Source organism: Streptomyces sp. NPDC056479 (assembly GCF_042795335.1).
Lineage (GTDB): Bacteria > Actinomycetota > Actinomycetes > Streptomycetales > Streptomycetaceae > Streptomyces.
In genome coordinates, this window is sequence record NZ_JBHTRZ010000007.1 from 67,652 (window position 1) to 85,329 (window position 17,678).

Consider the following 17,678-nt stretch of genomic DNA (forward strand, 5'->3'; position numbering starts at 1 on the left):
TGGCGCGAGTGATCATGGCCCCGTAAGCTTCCGGAGCGTCGGGCAGTCTGTTGACCTGCCCGTTAAAGCACGACGTTGGGGCCATGATCTTCGAGGCTCGCGCCAAAGTGGCTGGCTAAAGTCGTGGAGCCGACCGCCCCAGCCACGACGGGGTTTCTCCCACGTCATGGCCGCGTTCGCCGTTCGGCCGGCAGCTCGGTGCGGGATCTGCGGGGCGTACGGACGCCCGCGGATCTGGCAGCGTCGGCCCGTATGCCACCGCCACCGCGATCCGGCCTCTTTCGGTAGCACAAAGCGTCTTTGACCTGCACCGTTGTGGATTACTGCTTGTCCCTGTGCCCGTGTAGGAATATGGCCGCTGCGTGCGGCGACGGGCGGGCGGCGACGTGCGCCGGTGGCGAAGACATTGAGGCGGCGCGGCGGCGACCGACCGGCGCCGCCGCGCTTGGCGCGGCCCTCGGTTTGATCCGACCTACTTCTGTAGGCAACCGGGTGGAAAGGGGTGCGGCGTGACCCCTGAACGGGGCGTTGGGGTCTAGCTGCTGTTGCTCTTCACCTTCCTGATGCCGGATCGGGGTGGGGGTGGCATGCGGGCCGAAAGCGGCCATTGATGCGCCTGGGCGGAGTCTGCGGCGGTCGGGTTGGCGATGATCGGTAAGCGCCGTCGACCGCCGACGAGCGAGCGCGGCGAGCCTTGATGAAGTAGGGAAACTCTGTCCGCGCAGCGATCAGGGTGCGGTGTCTTGTCTCGGTTGATGCTTGACGCTGTGGCCTCACTTGATGCTTGACACCGCTTGCCTCGGCTTGGCTGTGCGCCTGGATGTGGCGCATGGGGAGGGCCGGGGCCGTGCTGGTGGAGTTGAGCGTGGTCGAGCAGCGGTATCACGCGGTGATGGAGGTCGCCGCGGGGGTTCCGGTCACTCAAGTCGCAGCCCGGTATGGGGTGTCGAGGCAGTCGGTGCATGCGTGGGTGCGCAAGTACGAGCAGTCGGGTCTGCCGGGCTTGGCGGACCGGTCGCATCGGCCGGCCTCGTGTCCGCATCGGATCGCGGCGGAGGTGGAAGCGGTGGTCTGCGAGTTACGGCGCCGGCATCCCGGCTGGGGCCCGCGCCGCCTGGTGCACGAGCTGGAGCGGCGGGGCATCGCGCCGGTTCCGTCGCGGGCGACGGTCTACCGGGTCCTGGTCCGCAACGCTCTGGTCGAGCCCGGGGTCCGTAAGCGGCGCCGGTCGGATTACCGCAGGTGGGAACGGTCTGCGGCGATGGAACTGTGGCAGATGGACATCGTCGGCGGCATCCTGCTGGCGGGCGGCGGCGAGTGCAAGATGGTCACCGGGATCGACGACCACTCACGGTTCATGGTGATCGCGAAGGTGGTCGAGCGGGCCACCGCCCGCGCGGTCTGTCGGGCCTTCGGCGAGGCCCTGATGCGGTTCGGAGTGCCCGAGGAGGTGCTGACGGACAACGGCAAGCAGTTCACCGCCCGGTTCGGCTCCGGGCGGCCCGGAGAGACGATGTTCGACCGGATCTGCCGGGAGAACGGCATCACCCACCGCCTCACCAAGCCGCAGTCCCCGACCACCACCGGGAAGATCGAGCGGTTCCATCAGACACTCAGACGCGAACTCCTCGACGGCTCCGTGCCGTTCACCGATCTTGCAGCCGCGCAGTCGGCGGTGGATGTGTGGCTGGAGGACTACAACCGGATGCGGCCGCACCAATCCCTGGACATGGCCGTCCCGGCGAGCAGATTCGTGCCCCAGCCGCGGACCGGGCAAGAAGCGTTGCCGCTGGTTCTGCCCGCCCGCCTCGACCTGGTCACCCAGCAGGATCCGCCGACTCCACCGCCTGAACCGGCGCCGCTGGCCTGGCCGTTGGCCGAGGGGGAGATCGGTGCGATCGAGGTGGAGCGGCAGGTTCCCGCCTCGGGCAACCTGAGCCTGCGCGGGCAGCAGATCTGGTTCGGCCCGGCCCTGGCCGGCACTCGGGTGACGTTGCGCATCGACGTGAACCGGCTGCACGTGCTCATCGGCGGGGCACGGCACAAGACGCTGCCCTCGAAGCTGTCCGGCCGGGACCTCAAAGCCCTGCTGGCCAGTGGCGACGCCCGCCCGGCCGGGCCCTGGCCAGATGATCCCGGCCCGGCCGTCGACTCCGCCAAGGTGGTGGAGGTGGACCGCACCGTCAACGCGGTCGGCTACGTCGGCCTGGGCGGCGACAAGGTCCTGATCGGCTGGCCGTTCGCCGGGCAGCGGGTCACCCTGCGCCTCGACGGGCGAGTGCTCCAGGTCCTCGACGAACAGCGCATCCTCAAGGCCACCCTGCCCAGCCCACTGCCGCCGTCAGCCATCCGCCGGCTGCAAGGCGGCCGCCCGGCCGGACCACCACCACTGCTGCCACCGCCCGGCGAGCAGGTCGCCGAGCGCACCGTCAGCAGCACCGGCGGCTTCGTGGTCGCAGGCCAGCGCATCCAGCTCGGCCGCGGTCACGCCCGCCAGGTCGTCACCGCCCACTTGAGCGAGGACACCATCCGCGTCTTCCACGGAACCGAGCTGATCACCACCGTCCCCCGCGTCACCAGGAAGGAGGTGGTCGTCCGCAAGTCCGGCGAACACAACCGCCGGAAGATCGTCTAGGGCAGACGTCAAGCATCACCCGACGCCGACCCGTCAACCATCAACTGAGACTCGACAGCGATCAGGGTGCGGTGATGAGACGTACACCGTCGTGGCTCCGCACGTGGGGGCCGATGCCATCCAGGGCATCCAGGACCCTTAGCGCGAAGGCCTCGGACATGCGCTCGCGGACTTCGTCGGGCGTGAGCCACTCAACGGCGTTTGTTTCACCAGACGTGCGCTCCGCGCCGGCCGTTGGCTCGCAGCGGAAGACCAGGGCAACGACGCCAAGGTTCATGTTCTTGTAGACGCCCGTGAGTTGGCGGACGTTGACCTTGATGCCGGTCTCTTCGAGGACCTCGCGTACGACGCCTGTCTGTGGGTCTTCGTGGAGTTCCAGGACTCCGCCGGGTGGCTCCCAGGCGCCGTTGTCCGCCCTGCGGATGGCGAGGATCCTGCCGTCCCCGCGAACCGTGATTCCTGCGACCGAAACCGAGTGTTTCGGACTCGCCTGCATTTCCCGCACCGCTGCTATGCGGCTCGGTTGGACGGCGCCTGGCCGTGCTCGAGGTAAACGGGTGCGCTCTCGGCCCGTGCCTCGATCGCGGCGAGGATCCGGCGGGCCAGTCGCGGGATGGTGCGGTCTACGATCTCGTTCGGCGGTACGAACCTGACGGCCTTGAGCTCGTCGGCCTGGAGATGGATGCTCTTCACTGTCTCCGGCGTGAGCTCGCCGCCGTCGAACAGGTACAGCACCTTGTCGCCCTCGGCGCCGTTGGGTGCCCAGTCGACGGCCAGCAGGCGGCCGAGTGCGGGTGTGATCCCCAGCTCCTCGCGTACCTCTCGGCTGGCAGCTTGCAGCGGTGATTCGCCGGTTTCGACGTAGCCACCAGGGATGTCCCAGTAGTCCTTGTAGGTGGGCTCCACCATGAGGATGCGCCCGTCTAGATCAAAGAAGAGCGCACCCGCGGCCATGCGCGGATGCGCCATCTTCGCTTCGTGCTCGTTCGCTGCCATGCAGCCGAGCGTACCTACCTAGACCACGTGGAGCCGATCGGCCAGCCCTGCCATGGCCTGGCTCGGCTGCCCTCGGTAGTTGCGGACCCACGTGAGAACCAGCTCGCGGGCCAGGTAATGGCTGCGTACCTGCTCGGGGGCCCAAGACTCGGCCTGAAGGATCATTGCGAGTGCGTCGTCGATGCGGTTGTGTGCACTGAGCGCGCGAGCAACCTCGATGTTGTGCCGCGTCCGCCGCTCCGTCGGGAGGCTGCGGGTGTCGATCTGTGGGCCCAGGTCGATTGCGACCTGCATGTCGCCCATCTCGCCCGCGGTGGCCACGCGGTGGATGACGACATTGGTCGGGCCGAAGGCGGTCCACATGTGGTTCGCGTCTCGCCCGAGCTGGCGGGCAGCCTGCTCGGCCTCGGCGAGGCACTCGCGCACGGTCGAGCGGTCGTCTGCTCGTGCCCCTGCCATCGAGCCGGCGAGGAACAGCGTTCCGTAGATCGACAGGAGATCAGGGCTGGCGCCGGCGAGCCCGGGCCGAAGGTAGTCGGCTGCGTCGCCTACCAGCTGTACGGCAGCGTCGAAGCGGCCGGTCGTGAGAAGGCAGTGAGCCACGGATCGGAAGAGCGATCCGGTCACCGCAGGGTTGCCGGATTGCTGTGCCGCGCCCAAACCGCGATCAGCTGCAATCCACGCGAGGTCGACCTCGCCCACCTTGCCGAGCACCATGGCGGCGCTCTGGTAGGTCAGGGCCAACAGCTCGTTGGCCTGCTCGCGATCGGTGCCCTCGTACGCCTGCGCAGCAATGAGTGCATCGGTAAGCAGCAGCGGCAGGCGGCGGGTCGCGAAGCCATAGCGGGAAGCCTGGTAGGCGTCCATCACCTCGGCGACGCTGCTTCGGAGTTCCTCCAGTTGCGTGGGCTCGCCCTCAGTCGGGAGCCCCAACAGCGGTGTGAGTTGGCGGTAGTTCATCAGCGCCGACCGAAGCGCCGGCACCGTGCGCGTGCCGCTGTCCTGGGTCCAGTCCATGAGGGTTGGTTCGGCGAGCAGGTCTCCGAGAGACACGTCAAGCGCGTCTGCCAGGGACTTGATGACCGAGAGGCGGTCTAGCTCAAGACGGTTGTTCTCAGCCTTGCTCAGCCAATCGACCGTACGGCCGACGAGCCCCGCCAGCACTTCCTGCGGTATGCCGCGCCTGCGGCGGTACCAAGCGACTCGCTCACCGATCGTCAGGTTCGTCGTCATTCCTCGCATGGGAAGAGCGTCCCCCTATCCCTCCGCGCGACCCCGGAGAGATTTTCCGGGGTGCTGAGCTGGACCGGCCCTAGCGTTGCTGACAACCCGAGGAGCTGCGAAACCGAGACTGCAACGAGGGGCCACGATGGCGCTGACCCGAGCAGAACGGCTGGAACTGATCAATCAGATAAAGGAGCTTGGCAACCAGGTGGCGGAACTGGCGCGCCGTGCCGATGAGGTGGTCACCGCCCTTGACCCTGCTGCCGTACGAGGTCCTCAAGTTGATCCATCCGTTCCGCAAGACGGCGTACGTCCCGGCGGACCTCCGACAGATACTCGGTAATCTGCTCGAACTCAGGGCTGCGCTTCATCGCGCCACCTTCGCCGGGCAGTGCAGCAAAGCTGCCCTTTCCCTGGTGAGACACCGCGTAGCCGTCCTCGCGGAGCCGAGCGATCGCCTGCCGGGCCACCGTGCGGGACACGCTGTGCTTGGCCATCAACTCGGACTCTGACGGCAGCTTGTCCCCTGGAGTGAGTTTCCCGTCTCGGATCTTGCGCTTGAACTCGTCGGCAATCTGCAAGTACGCGGCTCGCCCCGTCGTGAAGTCGGCCATAGCCCCTCTCAGTGGTTGTCGTACCTAGTGCAGCACATTGCTCGGACAGGAGTCGACACCTAACCACTTGACACACCAAGTGATACAGGTCCATGCTCGAAGCAAGAGATGACGTACTAAGTACGTCAAGTCGACAAGGAGTTCCAACATGCAGCAGATCCCCGTGGAAACCGCCGGCGCGACGTTGATGGTGGCTCAACCGCCTCAGCCGAAGTACGCGAACCAGAAGACCCAGGAGCGGGCTGCGGACAGGCAGACCGGTGAGCTTCTGGTGACGCTGGACGTGCTGTTCGTGATGAACGGCAACGCCGAGGTCGTCAAGGTCACGGTGGGGGAGTCGGCCATCTCCGGTGAGCTGGCGATGGGTACCCAGGTGGCGTTGACCGGTCTGGTGGCGCGGCCGTGGGAGAACGAGTTCAACGGCCAGAAGCGGCACGGCATCAGCTTCCGTGCGGTCGCGGTCACTGCCGTGGATGCCGGCGGCTCGAAGAACCTGAAGGCGGCCTGACCGTGAAGTGGTTAATGATCGCCGTTGTGCTGGACGTTGCCGGGTTGGCGCTGCTGCTTCGGTGGCGCTACCCCGCCTGGTTCTGGATGACCTTCGGTGTCGTCTACGCCACGGCTAAGGTCCGTATCCGCTACGCGTCGGTCATGGACGCCTGTGACCTGACGGTCCCGGCCTCCCGATTCCGGCTCTGGCTGGCCCGGCTCTTCAAATGGCACACTCCGCGGCAGCGTGTCCCCCGCCTGATGTGGATCAAGCCGACCCGGACGGGCTTGCGGCTGCGGATCCGGATGATGCCGGGACAGGACACCTTCGACTACTCGGCCGCCGTCGACCGGCTGCGGCACGCCTTCGGCGTCCACCAGGTCACCTCACGCGAGATCAAGCCCGGAGTCGTCGAGATCGCGACGACCGGCTACGACGTGCTCAAACGCGTGCAGATGCCAGCCCGGACCGAGCGGAGCGAACTGCGCATCCCAGTCGCGCTGCGTGAGGACGGCTCGGTCCACTACCGCGACTACAAGGAGGTGCCGCACTCGGTCACCCTCGGCGCGGTCGGCTCCGGCAAGTCCGTCACGCAACGCCGTGTCATCAAGGAACTCGCCGCGCAGCACGTCGCGCTGGTCGGCATCGACTGCAAGAGCGGCGTGGAACTCTCCCCGCTGGCCCGCCGGTTCTCCGCGCTCGCGGACAACCCCGAGGCTGCGGCCGACCTGCTGGAAGCGCTGGTGGCGCGGATGGAGGCGACGTATCAGGTGATCCGTCGGGAACAGCGGATCAGCGCCGACACCCCGGATGCGGAGATCACCGCGAACATCTGGGGTTTGCCCGAGTACCTGCGGCCGGTGCCGGTGGTGCTCACCATCGACGAGATCGCCGAACTCGCCCTGTTCACCACCACAGCGGAGAAGAAGCGCCGCGAGCGCATCATCGTCGCCCTGGTCCGCCTGGCCCAGCTCGGCCGCGCCGCCGGCATCTTCCTCGACATCTACGGCCAGCGCTTCGGCTCCGAACTCGGCGACGGCATCACGATGCTGCGCGCCCAGCTCACCGGGCGGATGGCGCATCGGGTCAACGACGAATCGTCCGCGAAGATGGCGTTCGGCGACGTGTCCCCGCACGCGGTGTTCGCCGCCACGCAGATCCGCAACGACCGGCCCGGCATAGCCGTGGTCGGCCACTCCAACGGCGACTGGACCCGCATCCGTGCCCCGCACACCTCCATGCGGGAAGCCGTAACCGCCTGCAACAGGCACGCCGACCTCACCCCGGACATCCCGGAGTTGGCCCGCTTTCGCCCGGTGCTCGACCTCGACCCGGTCCAAGCGCCCGCGGTCGAACCGTTCACCGAAGCCGCCTGATCCCTCCCCGCCCCATCCCGGTCGGCGTGACCGCATCGCGCCAGGTCCCTACCCGAGCCATGCCCGAAGAAGGAGATCACCCGCCATGTGCCCGAACTGCGAGGACTTCGTCCTCACCGTGGCGATGCTCGGTCGACTCGCCCTCTACGCCGACACCCCGGGTGCCGACCTGGACTTCGTCGAGGCCGTCGGCCCGTGCCTGGCCGCGTCGCTGCCGGAGCCTCCGCCCGGCACGTTCCCGCCCGGCTACGACCCCACCGACGGCCCGGAGTACCCCGGCGAGGGGTGGACGCCGTGACCGCCGCGAAGAAGCCGGCCACCCGCCGCAAGACGCCTCTGCCGAGGCCTTCTAAGTGCCCGGACTGCGGCGGCAACGGTGAGTGCACCGAAGCCGTCAAGGTCGGCACCCGCAAGGGCCGCATCACCGACGACCACCAGACCGGCCTCTGCCTGACCTGCTGGGGTTCCGGCGAAGCTCCCACCGACTGAACCCGCCGGGGCTGGGCGGCAGGACTTGATCCCCGCCCCGCCCTGGCCCAACCCCCTCGAAGGAGGTGAACCCCATGAGCCGCACGATCCGTCCGGACGCCGTCCTCGTACAGGCCGTGATCGCCGGTGCGCTGTCTTTCGCCCACCTGCACGACCTCGCCGCCGCTGCCGGACAGACCGGCTGGAAAGCCTGGGCATACCCGATCTCCGTCGACTTGCTGCTCGTGGCCGCGTGGCGCCGGCTGCGTGCTGACGGCCCGTCCCGGCTGGCCTGGTGTTGGTTCCTGGTCGCCCTGGTCGCCTCGCTCGGCGCGAACGTCGCCACCGCCGGCTTCCTCGATATGGAACATCCGCCCGCCCTGCTTCGCCTCGGCGTCGCCGGCTGGCCCGCGCTCGCCTTCCTCGGCGGCACCCTGCTCGCCCACAGTCCGTCGCCCCGTACGGCACCCGGCGACCACGACCACGCCTCGGACGCTCCTGAGCCGGCCACGGTGACGCGCGCCCCTGAGCCGGTCGCCGAACCCGAGCCGATCCCCGCCGCGGAACCGGCCCCGGCCTTGCCCGAAGCCCCCGTCGCTCCGGCTGTCGAGGTCCCGCCGGCGCTCGTGGCGCATGCCCGCCGGCTCGCCGACGACCACCAGGCCCGCACCGGCTCACCGATCGACCTCGACACCCTGCGCGCCCGCCTCAACGTCCCACACGCCATGGCGGACGCCATCGCCGCGCAACTCGCCTGATCCAGAAAGGACTTGAAGCATGGGTTTCCTCTTCCAGCGCCTGGTGCGCTATGGCCCCGTCGAGATCGGCCGCGCCCTCACCCGGGATGGCGACAAGGGCTACGTCGCCTCCTGTACCGCAGATCAGTGCGGCTGGTCGGCCGAATACACCAGCTACGGCGCCGTCTGCGTCGCGGCCAAGGGCCACCGCTGCCGGATCAAGAGCAAGTACGAGAACCGAGGGAGCTAACGCCATGTCCGTGCCGCTGTGGTTCTTCATCGCCTGCCTGGCCGTAGTCGGCGTCAAGCTCGTCCGCCCGCCGCTGTGGCTCGTGCTCGTCCTGCTGATCGGCGGCTACATCCTCGCCGGCAGCCTGCTCGCCCCGACCATCGACCCGTTCGTCAAGTAACCACCTCCGGAGAGGAGTTGACCGATGCTCCGTCCCAAGATCCCGACCATGCCTGCCCCGACCGGCCACACCGCCCCGCCCGCCGTGGTCGAGCCGACTGGCGCCATCCCGGCCGCCCAGACTCCGCCCGCCCCGGTGGCGCTGGCGCCATCCCGGCCGGTGGTCCAGCTCACCCCAGGCACCGTGATCGCCCTCGTCGGCGGCGGCACCGCCGTGGTCCTCGTCGTCGGCGCCGTCCTGGTCTCCATGCTCCTCGCGGTCGCCATCACCGGCGCCTCGGTCGCCGTGTGCGCCGTCGTCCTGCGCTCCCTGCTCGCCTCCGACGCCAAGCGACGCTGACCGGCCCCGGAGCGGCGTCAACCGCCAAGTCTCGTCCGCTCCGGGCGCCGTCCCTTTCCGATCCACTGAACCGGAGGGAACCTCCATCATGACCGGCACCACCCCGGCCACCACTACCGAGGCCCGGATCTGCCCGGACTGCGACGGCTTCGCCTCCGTCAAGGTCACCCTCGGCGGACGCGACCGCCACGGCCACCTGCGCACCATCACCGCCCACTGCCCGGCTTGCCACGGCACCGGAACCGCGCCGGTTCGCCGCCCTCGCCCGATGGACTGGGCGGTTGCCGCATGAACCACTCCCGCGTCCTCGACCTGTTTGCCGGTCCCGGTGGCTGGTCGGAGGGCCTGCGTGCCCTCGGCCTGCGGGATGTCGGTATCGAGATCGACCTGTCCGCGTGCGCCACCCGTGCCGCCGCCGGGCACACCACGATCCGCGCCGATGTCGCCGCCTACCCCACCGCACCGCTGCGCGGGAAGGTCTCCGGGCTGATCGCCTCCCCGCCCTGCCAGACCTTCAGCGCCGCCGGCCTGCGCGCCGGAAACGACGACATCGACCTGTGCCACCAGGGCCTTGACGACCTCGCCCGCGGGAGCGACACCCGCGCTGAACTCCGGGCTGCCTGCACCGACCCGCGCTCCCTCCTCGTCGTCGAGCCGCTGCGCTACGCCCTCGCCTTGCGCCCCGACTGGATCGCCTTAGAGGAAGTCCCGGCCGTGGCGCCCCTGTTCGCACACATCGCGGGCATCCTGCGCGCCCTCGGCTACTCGGCATGGACCGGCGTTCTCAACGCCGCCGACTACGGCGTCCCGCAGACCCGCCGCCGTGCCTTCCTGCTCGCCTCCCGCACCCGCACTGCGACGCCGCCTGAGCCAACCCACGCCAAAGACCCCGGCCCGGACACCCTGTTCGGTCCCGCTCTGGCACCGTGGGTCACCATGGCCGACGCCCTCGGCTGGGGCGCCACCGACCGCCCCGTCCCCACCGTCACCGCCGGCGGCGGCAAGAACGGCGGACCGGAGCCGTTCCCCACCTCGGCCCGTAAGGCGCTCATGGACGCACAGCGGCGCGGCTCGTGGGTGCTGCACACCAACCGCAATCAGCTGCCCGACGGCAGCCGGCAGACCACCGACCCGCACAGTGCGCCCGCACCTACGTTCACGGCGAAGGCAGGAGGTCAGTGGGTCCTGCGGCACAGCAACCGCCGCAACGCCACCGTCCGCCGCGTCGACGAACCCGCCGCCACCCTGCTCTTCGCACGGGCGAGTAACGACGTGTCATGGCACAAGGACGGCTCCGCGGGGCCGGAATCCGTCCGCATCACCGTCCAGGAAGCCGCCGTTCTCCAGACCTTCCCCGCCGGCTACCCCTTCCAGGGCACCAAGACCCGGCAGTTCGAGCAGATCGGCAACGCCGTTCCGCCGCTGCTCGCGGCCGCCGCCCTGCACCCCCTGGTGCCTGCCACGCTGGAGGTGGCCGCGTGAGTGACACCGCCACCCTGGCGGGCCTCGATGCAGCCACCCTCACCGACGTGCTGAGGGTGGCTGGCCAGGCCGGCTTCGACCGCTGGCAGGAACAGATCCGCCGCACCGGCGGCTGCTCCGACCCGATCCACCTCACCGGCTGGTCCATCACCAAAGACAAGGCCACTGGCGAGAGGCTGCGGAACTACAATACCGACACCGAACCGGGCGGCCGGCTGCGCATCGCCTGCGGCAACCGCCGTGCCTCTCGCTGCCCGTCCTGCGCCTGGACGTACGCCGGCGACACCTTCCACCTCATGCGTGCCGGGCTCGTCGGCGACACCCGGCACGAGATCCCCGCCACGATCCGGCACCGGCCCCGCGTCTTCGCCACCCTCACCGCGCCGTCCTTCGGCCCCGTCCATAACCGCCCCACGCACGGCGCCTGCCGCTGCGGCACCGCCCACCGCGACGACGACCCGGCACTCGGCACACCGCTCGATCCCGCTTCGTACGACTACGCCGGGGCGGTGCTGTTCAACAACCACGCCGGCGACCTGTGGCACCGCTTCGTCAACCGGCTGCGCCGCGAGATCGCCGCCCAGGTCGGCATCACACAGAAGGCGTTCAAAGAGGTCGCCCGCCTGTCGTACGGCAAGGTCGCAGAGTTCCAAAAGCGCGGCGCCGTCCACTTCCACGCCGTGATCCGCATCGACGGACCCGACGGGCCCGACACTGCACCACCCTCATGGGCGAGCACGGAACTGCTCACTCGGGCCATCCGGGCTGCCGTTGTGCATCCGTACGTCACCGTCGAGGTACCTGCGTGTGCAGCTGCTGGCATCCCCCACGGGTGGAAGCTGCGCTGGGGTCGACAGCTCGACGTCCGGCGGATCAGGGCCTTCGGCGATGGCTCCGAGATCACCGAACAGGCCGTGGCTTCCTACGTCGCCAAGTACGCCACCAAAGCCGCCGAGAACACCGGCACCGTCGACCGGCGCATCGGCAATCGCGAAGCCGTCATCCTCCTTGGCTTGCCCGACCACCCCCGCCGCCTCATCGAAGCCTGCTTTGACCTCGATGCGGCCTACCCGGACCGCCGACTGACCGCGTGGGCGCACATGCTCGGCTTCCGCGGCCACTTCAGCTCCAAGTCCCGCCGCTACTCCACCACCCTCGGCGTCCTGCGCCAGATCCGCGCCGACTACCGCGCCGCCCAGGAACGCGAAGCCCTCGGCCTCGACGGCCACGAACCGGACACCGTGCTCGTCCTCGCCTCCTGGCAGTACGCCGGCCACGGCCACACCCCCGGCGAATCAGTCCTGGCCGCATCCATCGCCCGTGGCCTCCAACTCAACCGCGAAACCGCACGCGAAGCTATGGAGGGAGAACCGACGTGAAAGACGAGTTGATGACCGTTCCGGAGATCCTCGCTGAGCTCAAGGGCATCTCACGCCGGACCTTCTACCGCTGGCGCGAACTCGGGCAGGCTCCACAGGCCTTCAAGCTGCCCAATGGCGAACTGAGGGTCTGGAGGAGTGACTTCACGGCTTGGCTAAACAGTCGGGAAAGGGGGGCGGCATGAAGTCACTCGACGTGAAGGTCTGGGGCGTACGGAAGCGGAACACCAAGAAACCTTCCTATGACGTCAGGTGGATTGTCGCCGGGAACGTGTTCTCCGAGCAGTTCCGCACCAAGGGACTAGCCGACAACTACCGTTCCAAGCTTCTTCGCGCCATGCGTGACGGCGAGGACTTCGACACGGTGACCGGGCTTCCGGATTCGATGGTTGAAAAGTCGCCCTCGATGAGTTGGTACGCCTTCGCGTTGAAGTACCTCGCCATGAAGTGGCCGCATGCTGCGCCGAACACGCGCGACGGGATCAACGAATCGCTGACCGCCGTGACCGTGGCTCTCCTCGACGATCGTCCAGGACGGCCGGCTGACGAACCGCTGAGGAAGGCTCTCCGGAACTGGGCCTTCGTCCTGCCCGGTCCTGACGACCGCGAGTTGCCGACAGAGATAGCGAACACGCTGCACTGGGTGGCCAAGGCTTCGCGCCCGCTCTCGGACCTCGGCGACGCATCGATCGGCAGGGCCGTGCTGGACTCGTTGAAGCTGAAGCTCGACGGGACCGCGGCGGCTGCGGAAACCGTACGACGCAAGCGGCGGACGCTCGTCAACGCGATGCACTACGCGGTGGACCTCGGCGAATTCAAAGAGAATCCGATCACCTCGGTTCGCTGGAAGAAGCCGAAGGTCGTCAAGGAAGTTGACCCCCGCGTGGTCGCGAACCCCGAACAGGCTCGGGCCATGCTGGCCGCAGTCTCTTACATCGGTGGCTATGGCCGGGCGCGTGGCCGTCGGCTTGTCGGTCTCTTTGCCTGCATGTACTACGGCGCGTTCCGTCCGGCCGAAGCTGTCGGCCTGAAGGAAGCGGACCTGAAGCTGTCGGAAAATGGCTGGGGAACGGTTCTGCTGAATAGCACTCGTCCGAGCGTCGGCAAGCGGTGGACCGATTCGGGCGAGACGCACGACGATCGCGGCCTCAAGAACAGGCCCGTGGAAGAGGTCCGGCCCGTGCCGATTCCGCCTCATCTCGTCGCGATCCTGAGGGATCACATCGACACCTTCGGTGTAGCGGATGACGGACGGCTGTTCACCAACGAGCGCGGGGGAGTGGTCGGCTCGTCGACGTACTTTCGGGTCTGGCAGGAGGCTCGAGCGCTGGCTCTCCCGCCGGCCGTTGTGGCTTCCCCGCTGGCCGCCCGACCGTACGACCTTCGGCACTCGGCGCTGTCGACGTGGCTCAATTCCGGGGTCGACGCGACTGAGGTAGCCGAGCGCGCGGGCAACAGCGTTGAGGTTCTGCTGAGCCGCTACGCGAAGTGCATCGACGGGCGGCAGGAGATCGCCAACCGCAAGATCGAAGAGCTGCTGCGCGAGTACGAGTGATCCCACACGCGCCGAGCTACGCTTTAGGCCCCTGGATTCGTCCGGGGGCCTTCGCCGTTCCTGGCGCTGACCAGGGACGATGCCTCAAGATCGTGTCCACAAATAGTCCACGGACCCCGACATACGGTCGCTCCGGGCGGCATACGGCTGCACATACGCGAAGACCCCGTCCTCAGCTAAAGCGCTGATGGCGGGGTCTTTGGGCACCTCATAAAGGGTGCCCCCGGCAGGATTCGAACCTGCGCACACGGCTCCGGAGGCCGTTGCTCTATCCCCTGAGCTACGGGGGCGTGTCGGGCGCCTTGCTTGGCGGCGACGGGTAGAACCCTACCAGCTTCGGTGGGGTGTTCATGAACGGGTTTATGGGGTGGTGGCACCCGGTGCGACCTGCGGTGGCTCGCTCGCAGGGGGTGGAAGTCGGGAAAACCCGGACGCGGTGGCCGGTCCGGACCTACTCTCGAGTTGTGCCAGGCGCTTCCGGCCGGGTCCTTGTCGTGGACGACAACAAGGTCATCCGGCAGCTGATCAGGGTCAATCTCGAGCTGGAGGGGCTCGAGGTGGTGACCGCGGCCGATGGTGCCGAGTGTCTGGATGTCGTCCATCAGGTGCGGCCCGATGTGATCACTCTGGACGTGGTCATGCCGCGGCTGGACGGGCTGCGCACGGCCGCGCGCCTACGGGCCGATCCCCGTACTCGTGATCTTCCCCTCGCCATCGTCAGTGCTTGCACCCAGTACGAGGTCGACGGCGGCCTCGACATCGGTGTCGACGCCTTCCTCGCCAAGCCCTTCGAGCCCACCGAACTCGTCAGCCTCGTACGGCGGTTGATCGAGCGGAAGCAGAGCGGGGAGAGCGGGGAGGGTGAGGAGCACGCGGGATTTGAAGGAGGGTCCGAGGGCAGGGGTGCCGATGATGCCGCCGTTCTCGGGAGCGTCGCCAGTGCCGGAGCCGGAGAGGCCGCCGGGCGGACCGGCGGCTGAGGCCCGGCAGGTAGGTTCCGTTCGCAGCGTCTGCCGAGGCTGACGTGTGGCGGTACCGGGCGCCTGCAGTTGATGTTGCACGGCCAACCCGCCCGGAGCGCCCGGCCGCTGGCGTCCCTGAGCCCCGTTGGCAGCCGCAGCCCCATTCGAGGTCGGGCCTCAAGCCTCAGTCACCCTCATCGATCTCCCCGTGGCAGCAGGCAGCAGGCAGCAGGCAGCAGGCAGCAGGCAGCAGGCAGACAGGCAGCACCAGCCAAAGAGCCGACCAGCCAAGGCTCCCGCCCTCACCCTCACCCTCGCCCCCACCTCCGTCCACATCCCGGACCCCACCCAAGCCCATTCGCATACCCACCCCCCTCCTCCCCTACGCTTGTCCCGTGACCCCCGTCGAGCTCTCCCGCACCGTGCTGCGCGCGGTGCGTCGTGCTGTCGACGAGGGGGAGCTGTCGGTGTCCGTGCCGGAGCGTGTCGTCGTGACGGTTCCTGGGGGCGGTGGGTGTGGTGACTACGCCACCAACGTCGCTCTGCAGCTCGCCCGGCCCGCCGGGCAGCCGTCCTTGCGCGTCGCGGAGATCCTGCGGCCGTACCTCGCCGGTGCGGACGGTGTCGCCGATGTCGTCGTCACCGGGCCCGGCTTCCTCAACATCAGCCTGGGCGGCAGCGCGCCCGCAGGGCTCGTCGAGGAGATCCTGCGGGACGGTCCTCGGTATGGGTACGCCCCCAGCGCTCCCAGCCCCTCCGCGGAATCCCGGGACGCCGGGGAACTGGTGGAGTTGTCGTGTCCCGGGGAGGTGCGCGCCGTCGTCGTGATGGACACCGTCGCGCGGATCCTGCGGTCCCAGGGCGCCGCCGTCCGTACCCGGTGCGAGGGCGAGATCGTGCCGCAGTGGGCCGACATCCTCGGCGTACGAGTCGATGAGCGGTCCGGGCAGGAGCAGGCCGCGTTTTCCCGGTACGCAGTGCGTCCCGTTCCCGCGCCCGCCGACCCCCTTCCCCTCGGCCGCGACGCCGCCCGCTGGGCCCTGCTCCACCCCGCCGGCCATGATCGGCCGCGTATCACCGACGAGCACCTCGTGCAGCGCGAGAGCAACCCTCTCTTCCTGGTCCGTTACGCCCACGCCCGCACCCGGGCCCTCAGCCGTAACGCCGCCGACCTGGGATTCACCGCCGAACCCGGAGTCGTGGCAGGCACCCGCGAGCTCGACATCGTCCTCGCCGACCACCCCCGCGTGCTCGCCCGAGCGGCAGCTCACCGCGCCCCCGACCGTCTCGCCCGGCACCTCGTCACCGTCGCCGATGCCGTGCTTGCGCTGCTGCCCGCCGTTCTCCCGCTTGGTGCGGAGAAACCCGCGGCCGCCCACCGTGCCCGGCTCGCCCTTGCCGCAGCCGCCGGGACGGTGCTGGCCGGTGGCCTGTCCCTGCTCGGCATCGACGCACCCGACCACCTCTGAGAGAGCCCACGACCGTCATGAGCCGTTCCGCACATCCCGCCGGGCCCCGTCACGCCGACGTCTTCCCCGAGGGCCACTACTCCGGCCCGCCGGCCGACCTCAATGTCCTCGACCCCAAGGTGTGGGCCCAGACCGTCACCCGTGACGGCGACGGCGTGGCCACCGTCGGCGGTGTCGATGTGAAGACCCTCGCCGCACAGCACGGCACCCCCGCCTACATCGTCGACGAGGCCGACTTCAGGTCCCGCGCCCGCGCCTGGCGCGGTGCCTTCGGGGCCGACGCCGACGTCTTCTACGCGGGCAAGGCGTTCCTCTCCCGCGCCGTCGTGCGATGGCTGCACGAGGAGGGGCTCAATCTCGACGTCTGCTCCGGCGGCGAACTCGCCACCGCCCTCTCCGCCGGCATGCCCGCCGACCGCATCGCCTTCCACGGCAACAACAAGTCCGTCGAAGAGATCCGCAGGGCCATCGGCTCCGGGGTCGGACGTATCGTCCTCGACTCCTTCCAGGAGATCGTCCGCGTCGCCCACATCGCCCAGGAACTCGGCACGCGCCAGCGGGTTCAGATCCGTATCACCGTCGGCGTCGAAGCGCATACGCACGAGTTCATCGCGACCGCCCACGAGGACCAGAAGTTCGGGATTCCGCTCGCCGGGGGACAGGCCGCCGAGGCCGTCCGCCGTGCCCTTCGGCTCGACGGGCTCGAGGTCATCGGGATCCACTCCCACATCGGGTCGCAGATCTTCGACATGTCGGGCTTCGAAGTCGCCGCCCATCGGGTGGTCGGGCTGCTCAAGGACATCCGTGACGAGCACGGCGTCGAGCTTCCCGAGATCGACCTCGGCGGCGGGCTCGGGATCGCCTACACCAGCGACGACGATCCCCGCGAGCCGCACGAGATCGCCAAGGCCCTGACCGAGATCGTCACCCGCGAGTGCGAGGCCGCCAAGCTGCGCACGCCCCGCATCTCCGTCGAGCCGGGGCGCGCCATCGCCGGGCCGACCGCCTTCACGCTCTACGAGGTCGGCACCATCAAGCCCCTCGACGGACTGCGGACGTACGTCTCCGTCGACGGCGGCATGTCCGACAACATCCGTACGGCGTTGTACGACGCGGAGTACAGCGTCGCCCTCGTCTCCCGGACGAGCGACGCCGAGCCCATGCTCGTGCGGGTCGTCGGCAAGCACTGCGAGAGCGGGGACATCGTGGTCAAGGACGCGTTCCTGCCCGCCGACCTGGCACCGGGTGACCTCATCGCCGTACCGGCGACGGGTGCCTACTGCCGCTCCATGGCCAGCAACTACAACCATGTGCTCCGGCCGCCCGTCGTCTCCGTGCACGAGGGCGAGAGCCGGGTGATCGTCCGTCGCGAGACGGAGGAGGACCTTCTTCGTCTCGACGTCGGCTGAGCCGGAAAGGGATCCGGAGAAGGATCCGGAGAAGGATCCGGAGAAATATCCGGGGGCGGAAGATCTCCTGTCTGCCGCCCCTGTAAAAATGAAATAGATGTCTCACGATCCGGACTCGGGGCAGAAAGTCCCG

Annotated in this window: 21 protein-coding genes and 1 tRNA gene; 17 read left to right on the forward strand and 5 right to left on the reverse strand. The window is 68.8% G+C overall.

All coding sequences use genetic code 11. The features are described 5' to 3' along the window. Positions 1-859: 859 nt before the first annotated feature. The gene (locus ACFQ6S_RS26600; protein WP_383415836.1) at positions 860-2,635 is read left to right on the forward strand and encodes an IS481 family transposase; all 1,776 of its coding nucleotides are present in this window, start codon (positions 860-862) and stop codon (positions 2,633-2,635) included. 61 nt (positions 2,636-2,696) lie between these two features. Here the strand turns inward: ACFQ6S_RS26600 and ACFQ6S_RS26605 are convergent, their stop codons facing one another. From ACFQ6S_RS26605 to ACFQ6S_RS26620, 4 genes are all read right to left on the reverse strand, one after another. Next, complete coding sequence (locus ACFQ6S_RS26605) at positions 2,697-3,131, reverse strand: NUDIX hydrolase (RefSeq protein ID WP_383414699.1); 435 nt, start codon at positions 3,129-3,131, stop codon at positions 2,697-2,699. Positions 3,132-3,145: 14 nt separating this feature from the next. Beyond that, on the reverse strand, positions 3,146-3,631 hold the full coding sequence (locus ACFQ6S_RS26610; RefSeq protein WP_383414702.1) for an NUDIX domain-containing protein: 486 nt from the start codon (positions 3,629-3,631) through the stop codon (positions 3,146-3,148). Between the two features lie 18 nt (positions 3,632-3,649). Further along, a complete protein-coding gene (locus tag ACFQ6S_RS26615) occupies positions 3,650-4,864 on the reverse strand; it encodes a helix-turn-helix domain-containing protein (protein WP_383414704.1) in 1,215 nt (404 codons plus the stop codon). A gap of 233 nt (positions 4,865-5,097) precedes the next feature. Continuing rightward, positions 5,098-5,469, reverse strand: a complete 372-nt coding sequence (locus tag ACFQ6S_RS26620; protein WP_383414707.1) for a winged helix-turn-helix domain-containing protein — start codon at positions 5,467-5,469, stop codon at positions 5,098-5,100. A 148-nt stretch (positions 5,470-5,617) separates the two neighbouring features. On the opposite strand from ACFQ6S_RS26620, the gene ACFQ6S_RS26625 reads away from it, so the two are divergent. The 13 genes from ACFQ6S_RS26625 (at position 5,618) to ACFQ6S_RS26685 (ending at position 13,705) form a co-directional block, all read left to right on the forward strand. After that, the gene (locus ACFQ6S_RS26625; RefSeq protein WP_383414710.1) at positions 5,618-5,977 is read left to right on the forward strand and encodes a hypothetical protein; all 360 of its coding nucleotides are present in this window, start codon (positions 5,618-5,620) and stop codon (positions 5,975-5,977) included. A gap of 14 nt (positions 5,978-5,991) precedes the next feature. Next, positions 5,992-7,335, forward strand: a complete 1,344-nt coding sequence (locus ACFQ6S_RS26630; RefSeq protein ID WP_383414713.1) for an FtsK/SpoIIIE domain-containing protein — start codon at positions 5,992-5,994, stop codon at positions 7,333-7,335. Positions 7,336-7,420: 85 nt separating this feature from the next. Then, positions 7,421-7,633: a hypothetical protein gene (locus ACFQ6S_RS26635; protein ID WP_383414716.1), complete on the forward strand. Its 213-nt coding sequence runs from the start codon at positions 7,421-7,423 to the stop codon at positions 7,631-7,633. Continuing rightward, positions 7,630-7,824 (forward strand): hypothetical protein, encoded by a 195-nt coding sequence (locus tag ACFQ6S_RS26640; RefSeq protein WP_383414718.1) that lies wholly within the window; start codon positions 7,630-7,632, stop codon positions 7,822-7,824. Before ACFQ6S_RS26635 ends, ACFQ6S_RS26640 begins: the two co-directional genes overlap by 4 nt. Before the next feature lie 74 nt (positions 7,825-7,898). After that, complete coding sequence (locus tag ACFQ6S_RS26645) at positions 7,899-8,561, forward strand: DUF2637 domain-containing protein (RefSeq protein WP_383414721.1); 663 nt, start codon at positions 7,899-7,901, stop codon at positions 8,559-8,561. Between the two features lie 19 nt (positions 8,562-8,580). Continuing rightward, positions 8,581-8,790 (forward strand): mobile element transfer protein, encoded by a 210-nt coding sequence (locus ACFQ6S_RS26650; RefSeq protein WP_383414724.1) that lies wholly within the window; start codon positions 8,581-8,583, stop codon positions 8,788-8,790. Positions 8,791-8,794: 4 nt separating this feature from the next. Then, positions 8,795-8,950, forward strand: a complete 156-nt coding sequence (locus ACFQ6S_RS26655) for a hypothetical protein (RefSeq protein ID WP_250093016.1) — start codon at positions 8,795-8,797, stop codon at positions 8,948-8,950. 24 nt (positions 8,951-8,974) lie between these two features. Then, on the forward strand, positions 8,975-9,289 hold the full coding sequence (locus tag ACFQ6S_RS26660; RefSeq protein ID WP_383414727.1) for a SpdD-like protein: 315 nt from the start codon (positions 8,975-8,977) through the stop codon (positions 9,287-9,289). Positions 9,290-9,377: 88 nt separating this feature from the next. Next, positions 9,378-9,581 carry a hypothetical protein gene (locus ACFQ6S_RS26665; protein ID WP_383414730.1) on the forward strand — a complete coding sequence of 68 codons (204 nt, stop codon included), beginning with the start codon at positions 9,378-9,380 and terminating at the stop codon, positions 9,579-9,581. Continuing rightward, positions 9,578-10,771 (forward strand): DNA cytosine methyltransferase, encoded by a 1,194-nt coding sequence (locus ACFQ6S_RS26670; protein WP_383414733.1) that lies wholly within the window; start codon positions 9,578-9,580, stop codon positions 10,769-10,771. Before ACFQ6S_RS26665 ends, ACFQ6S_RS26670 begins: the two co-directional genes overlap by 4 nt. Then, positions 10,768-12,150, forward strand: coding sequence for a replication initiator protein RepSA (gene repSA / locus ACFQ6S_RS26675; RefSeq protein WP_383414736.1), 1,383 nt, complete (start codon positions 10,768-10,770; stop codon positions 12,148-12,150). The genes ACFQ6S_RS26670 and repSA overlap by 4 nt, the downstream gene beginning before the upstream one ends. An 11-nt stretch (positions 12,151-12,161) precedes the next feature. Then, the gene (locus ACFQ6S_RS26680; RefSeq protein ID WP_383415839.1) at positions 12,162-12,335 is read left to right on the forward strand and encodes a helix-turn-helix transcriptional regulator; all 174 of its coding nucleotides are present in this window, start codon (positions 12,162-12,164) and stop codon (positions 12,333-12,335) included. Next, complete coding sequence (locus ACFQ6S_RS26685) at positions 12,332-13,705, forward strand: tyrosine-type recombinase/integrase (protein WP_383414738.1); 1,374 nt, start codon at positions 12,332-12,334, stop codon at positions 13,703-13,705. The genes ACFQ6S_RS26680 and ACFQ6S_RS26685 overlap by 4 nt, the downstream gene beginning before the upstream one ends. Before the next feature lie 218 nt (positions 13,706-13,923). On the opposite strand, the gene ACFQ6S_RS26690 is transcribed toward ACFQ6S_RS26685, so the two are convergent. Then, positions 13,924-13,995: transfer RNA gene (locus tag ACFQ6S_RS26690), tRNA-Arg, on the reverse strand. Between the two features lie 72 nt (positions 13,996-14,067). On the opposite strand from ACFQ6S_RS26690, the gene ACFQ6S_RS26695 reads away from it, so the two are divergent. The 3 genes from ACFQ6S_RS26695 (at position 14,068) to lysA (ending at position 17,545) form a co-directional block, all read left to right on the forward strand. After that, positions 14,068-14,685, forward strand: coding sequence for a response regulator (locus ACFQ6S_RS26695; RefSeq protein WP_383414740.1), 618 nt, complete (start codon positions 14,068-14,070; stop codon positions 14,683-14,685). Positions 14,686-15,062: 377 nt separating this feature from the next. Continuing rightward, positions 15,063-16,136 carry an ArgS-related anticodon-binding protein NrtL gene (gene nrtL / locus ACFQ6S_RS26700; RefSeq protein ID WP_383414742.1) on the forward strand — a complete coding sequence of 358 codons (1,074 nt, stop codon included), beginning with the start codon at positions 15,063-15,065 and terminating at the stop codon, positions 16,134-16,136. 17 nt (positions 16,137-16,153) lie between these two features. Continuing rightward, positions 16,154-17,545 (forward strand): diaminopimelate decarboxylase, encoded by a 1,392-nt coding sequence (gene lysA, locus ACFQ6S_RS26705; RefSeq protein ID WP_383414744.1) that lies wholly within the window; start codon positions 16,154-16,156, stop codon positions 17,543-17,545. Positions 17,546-17,678 lie beyond the last annotated feature (133 nt).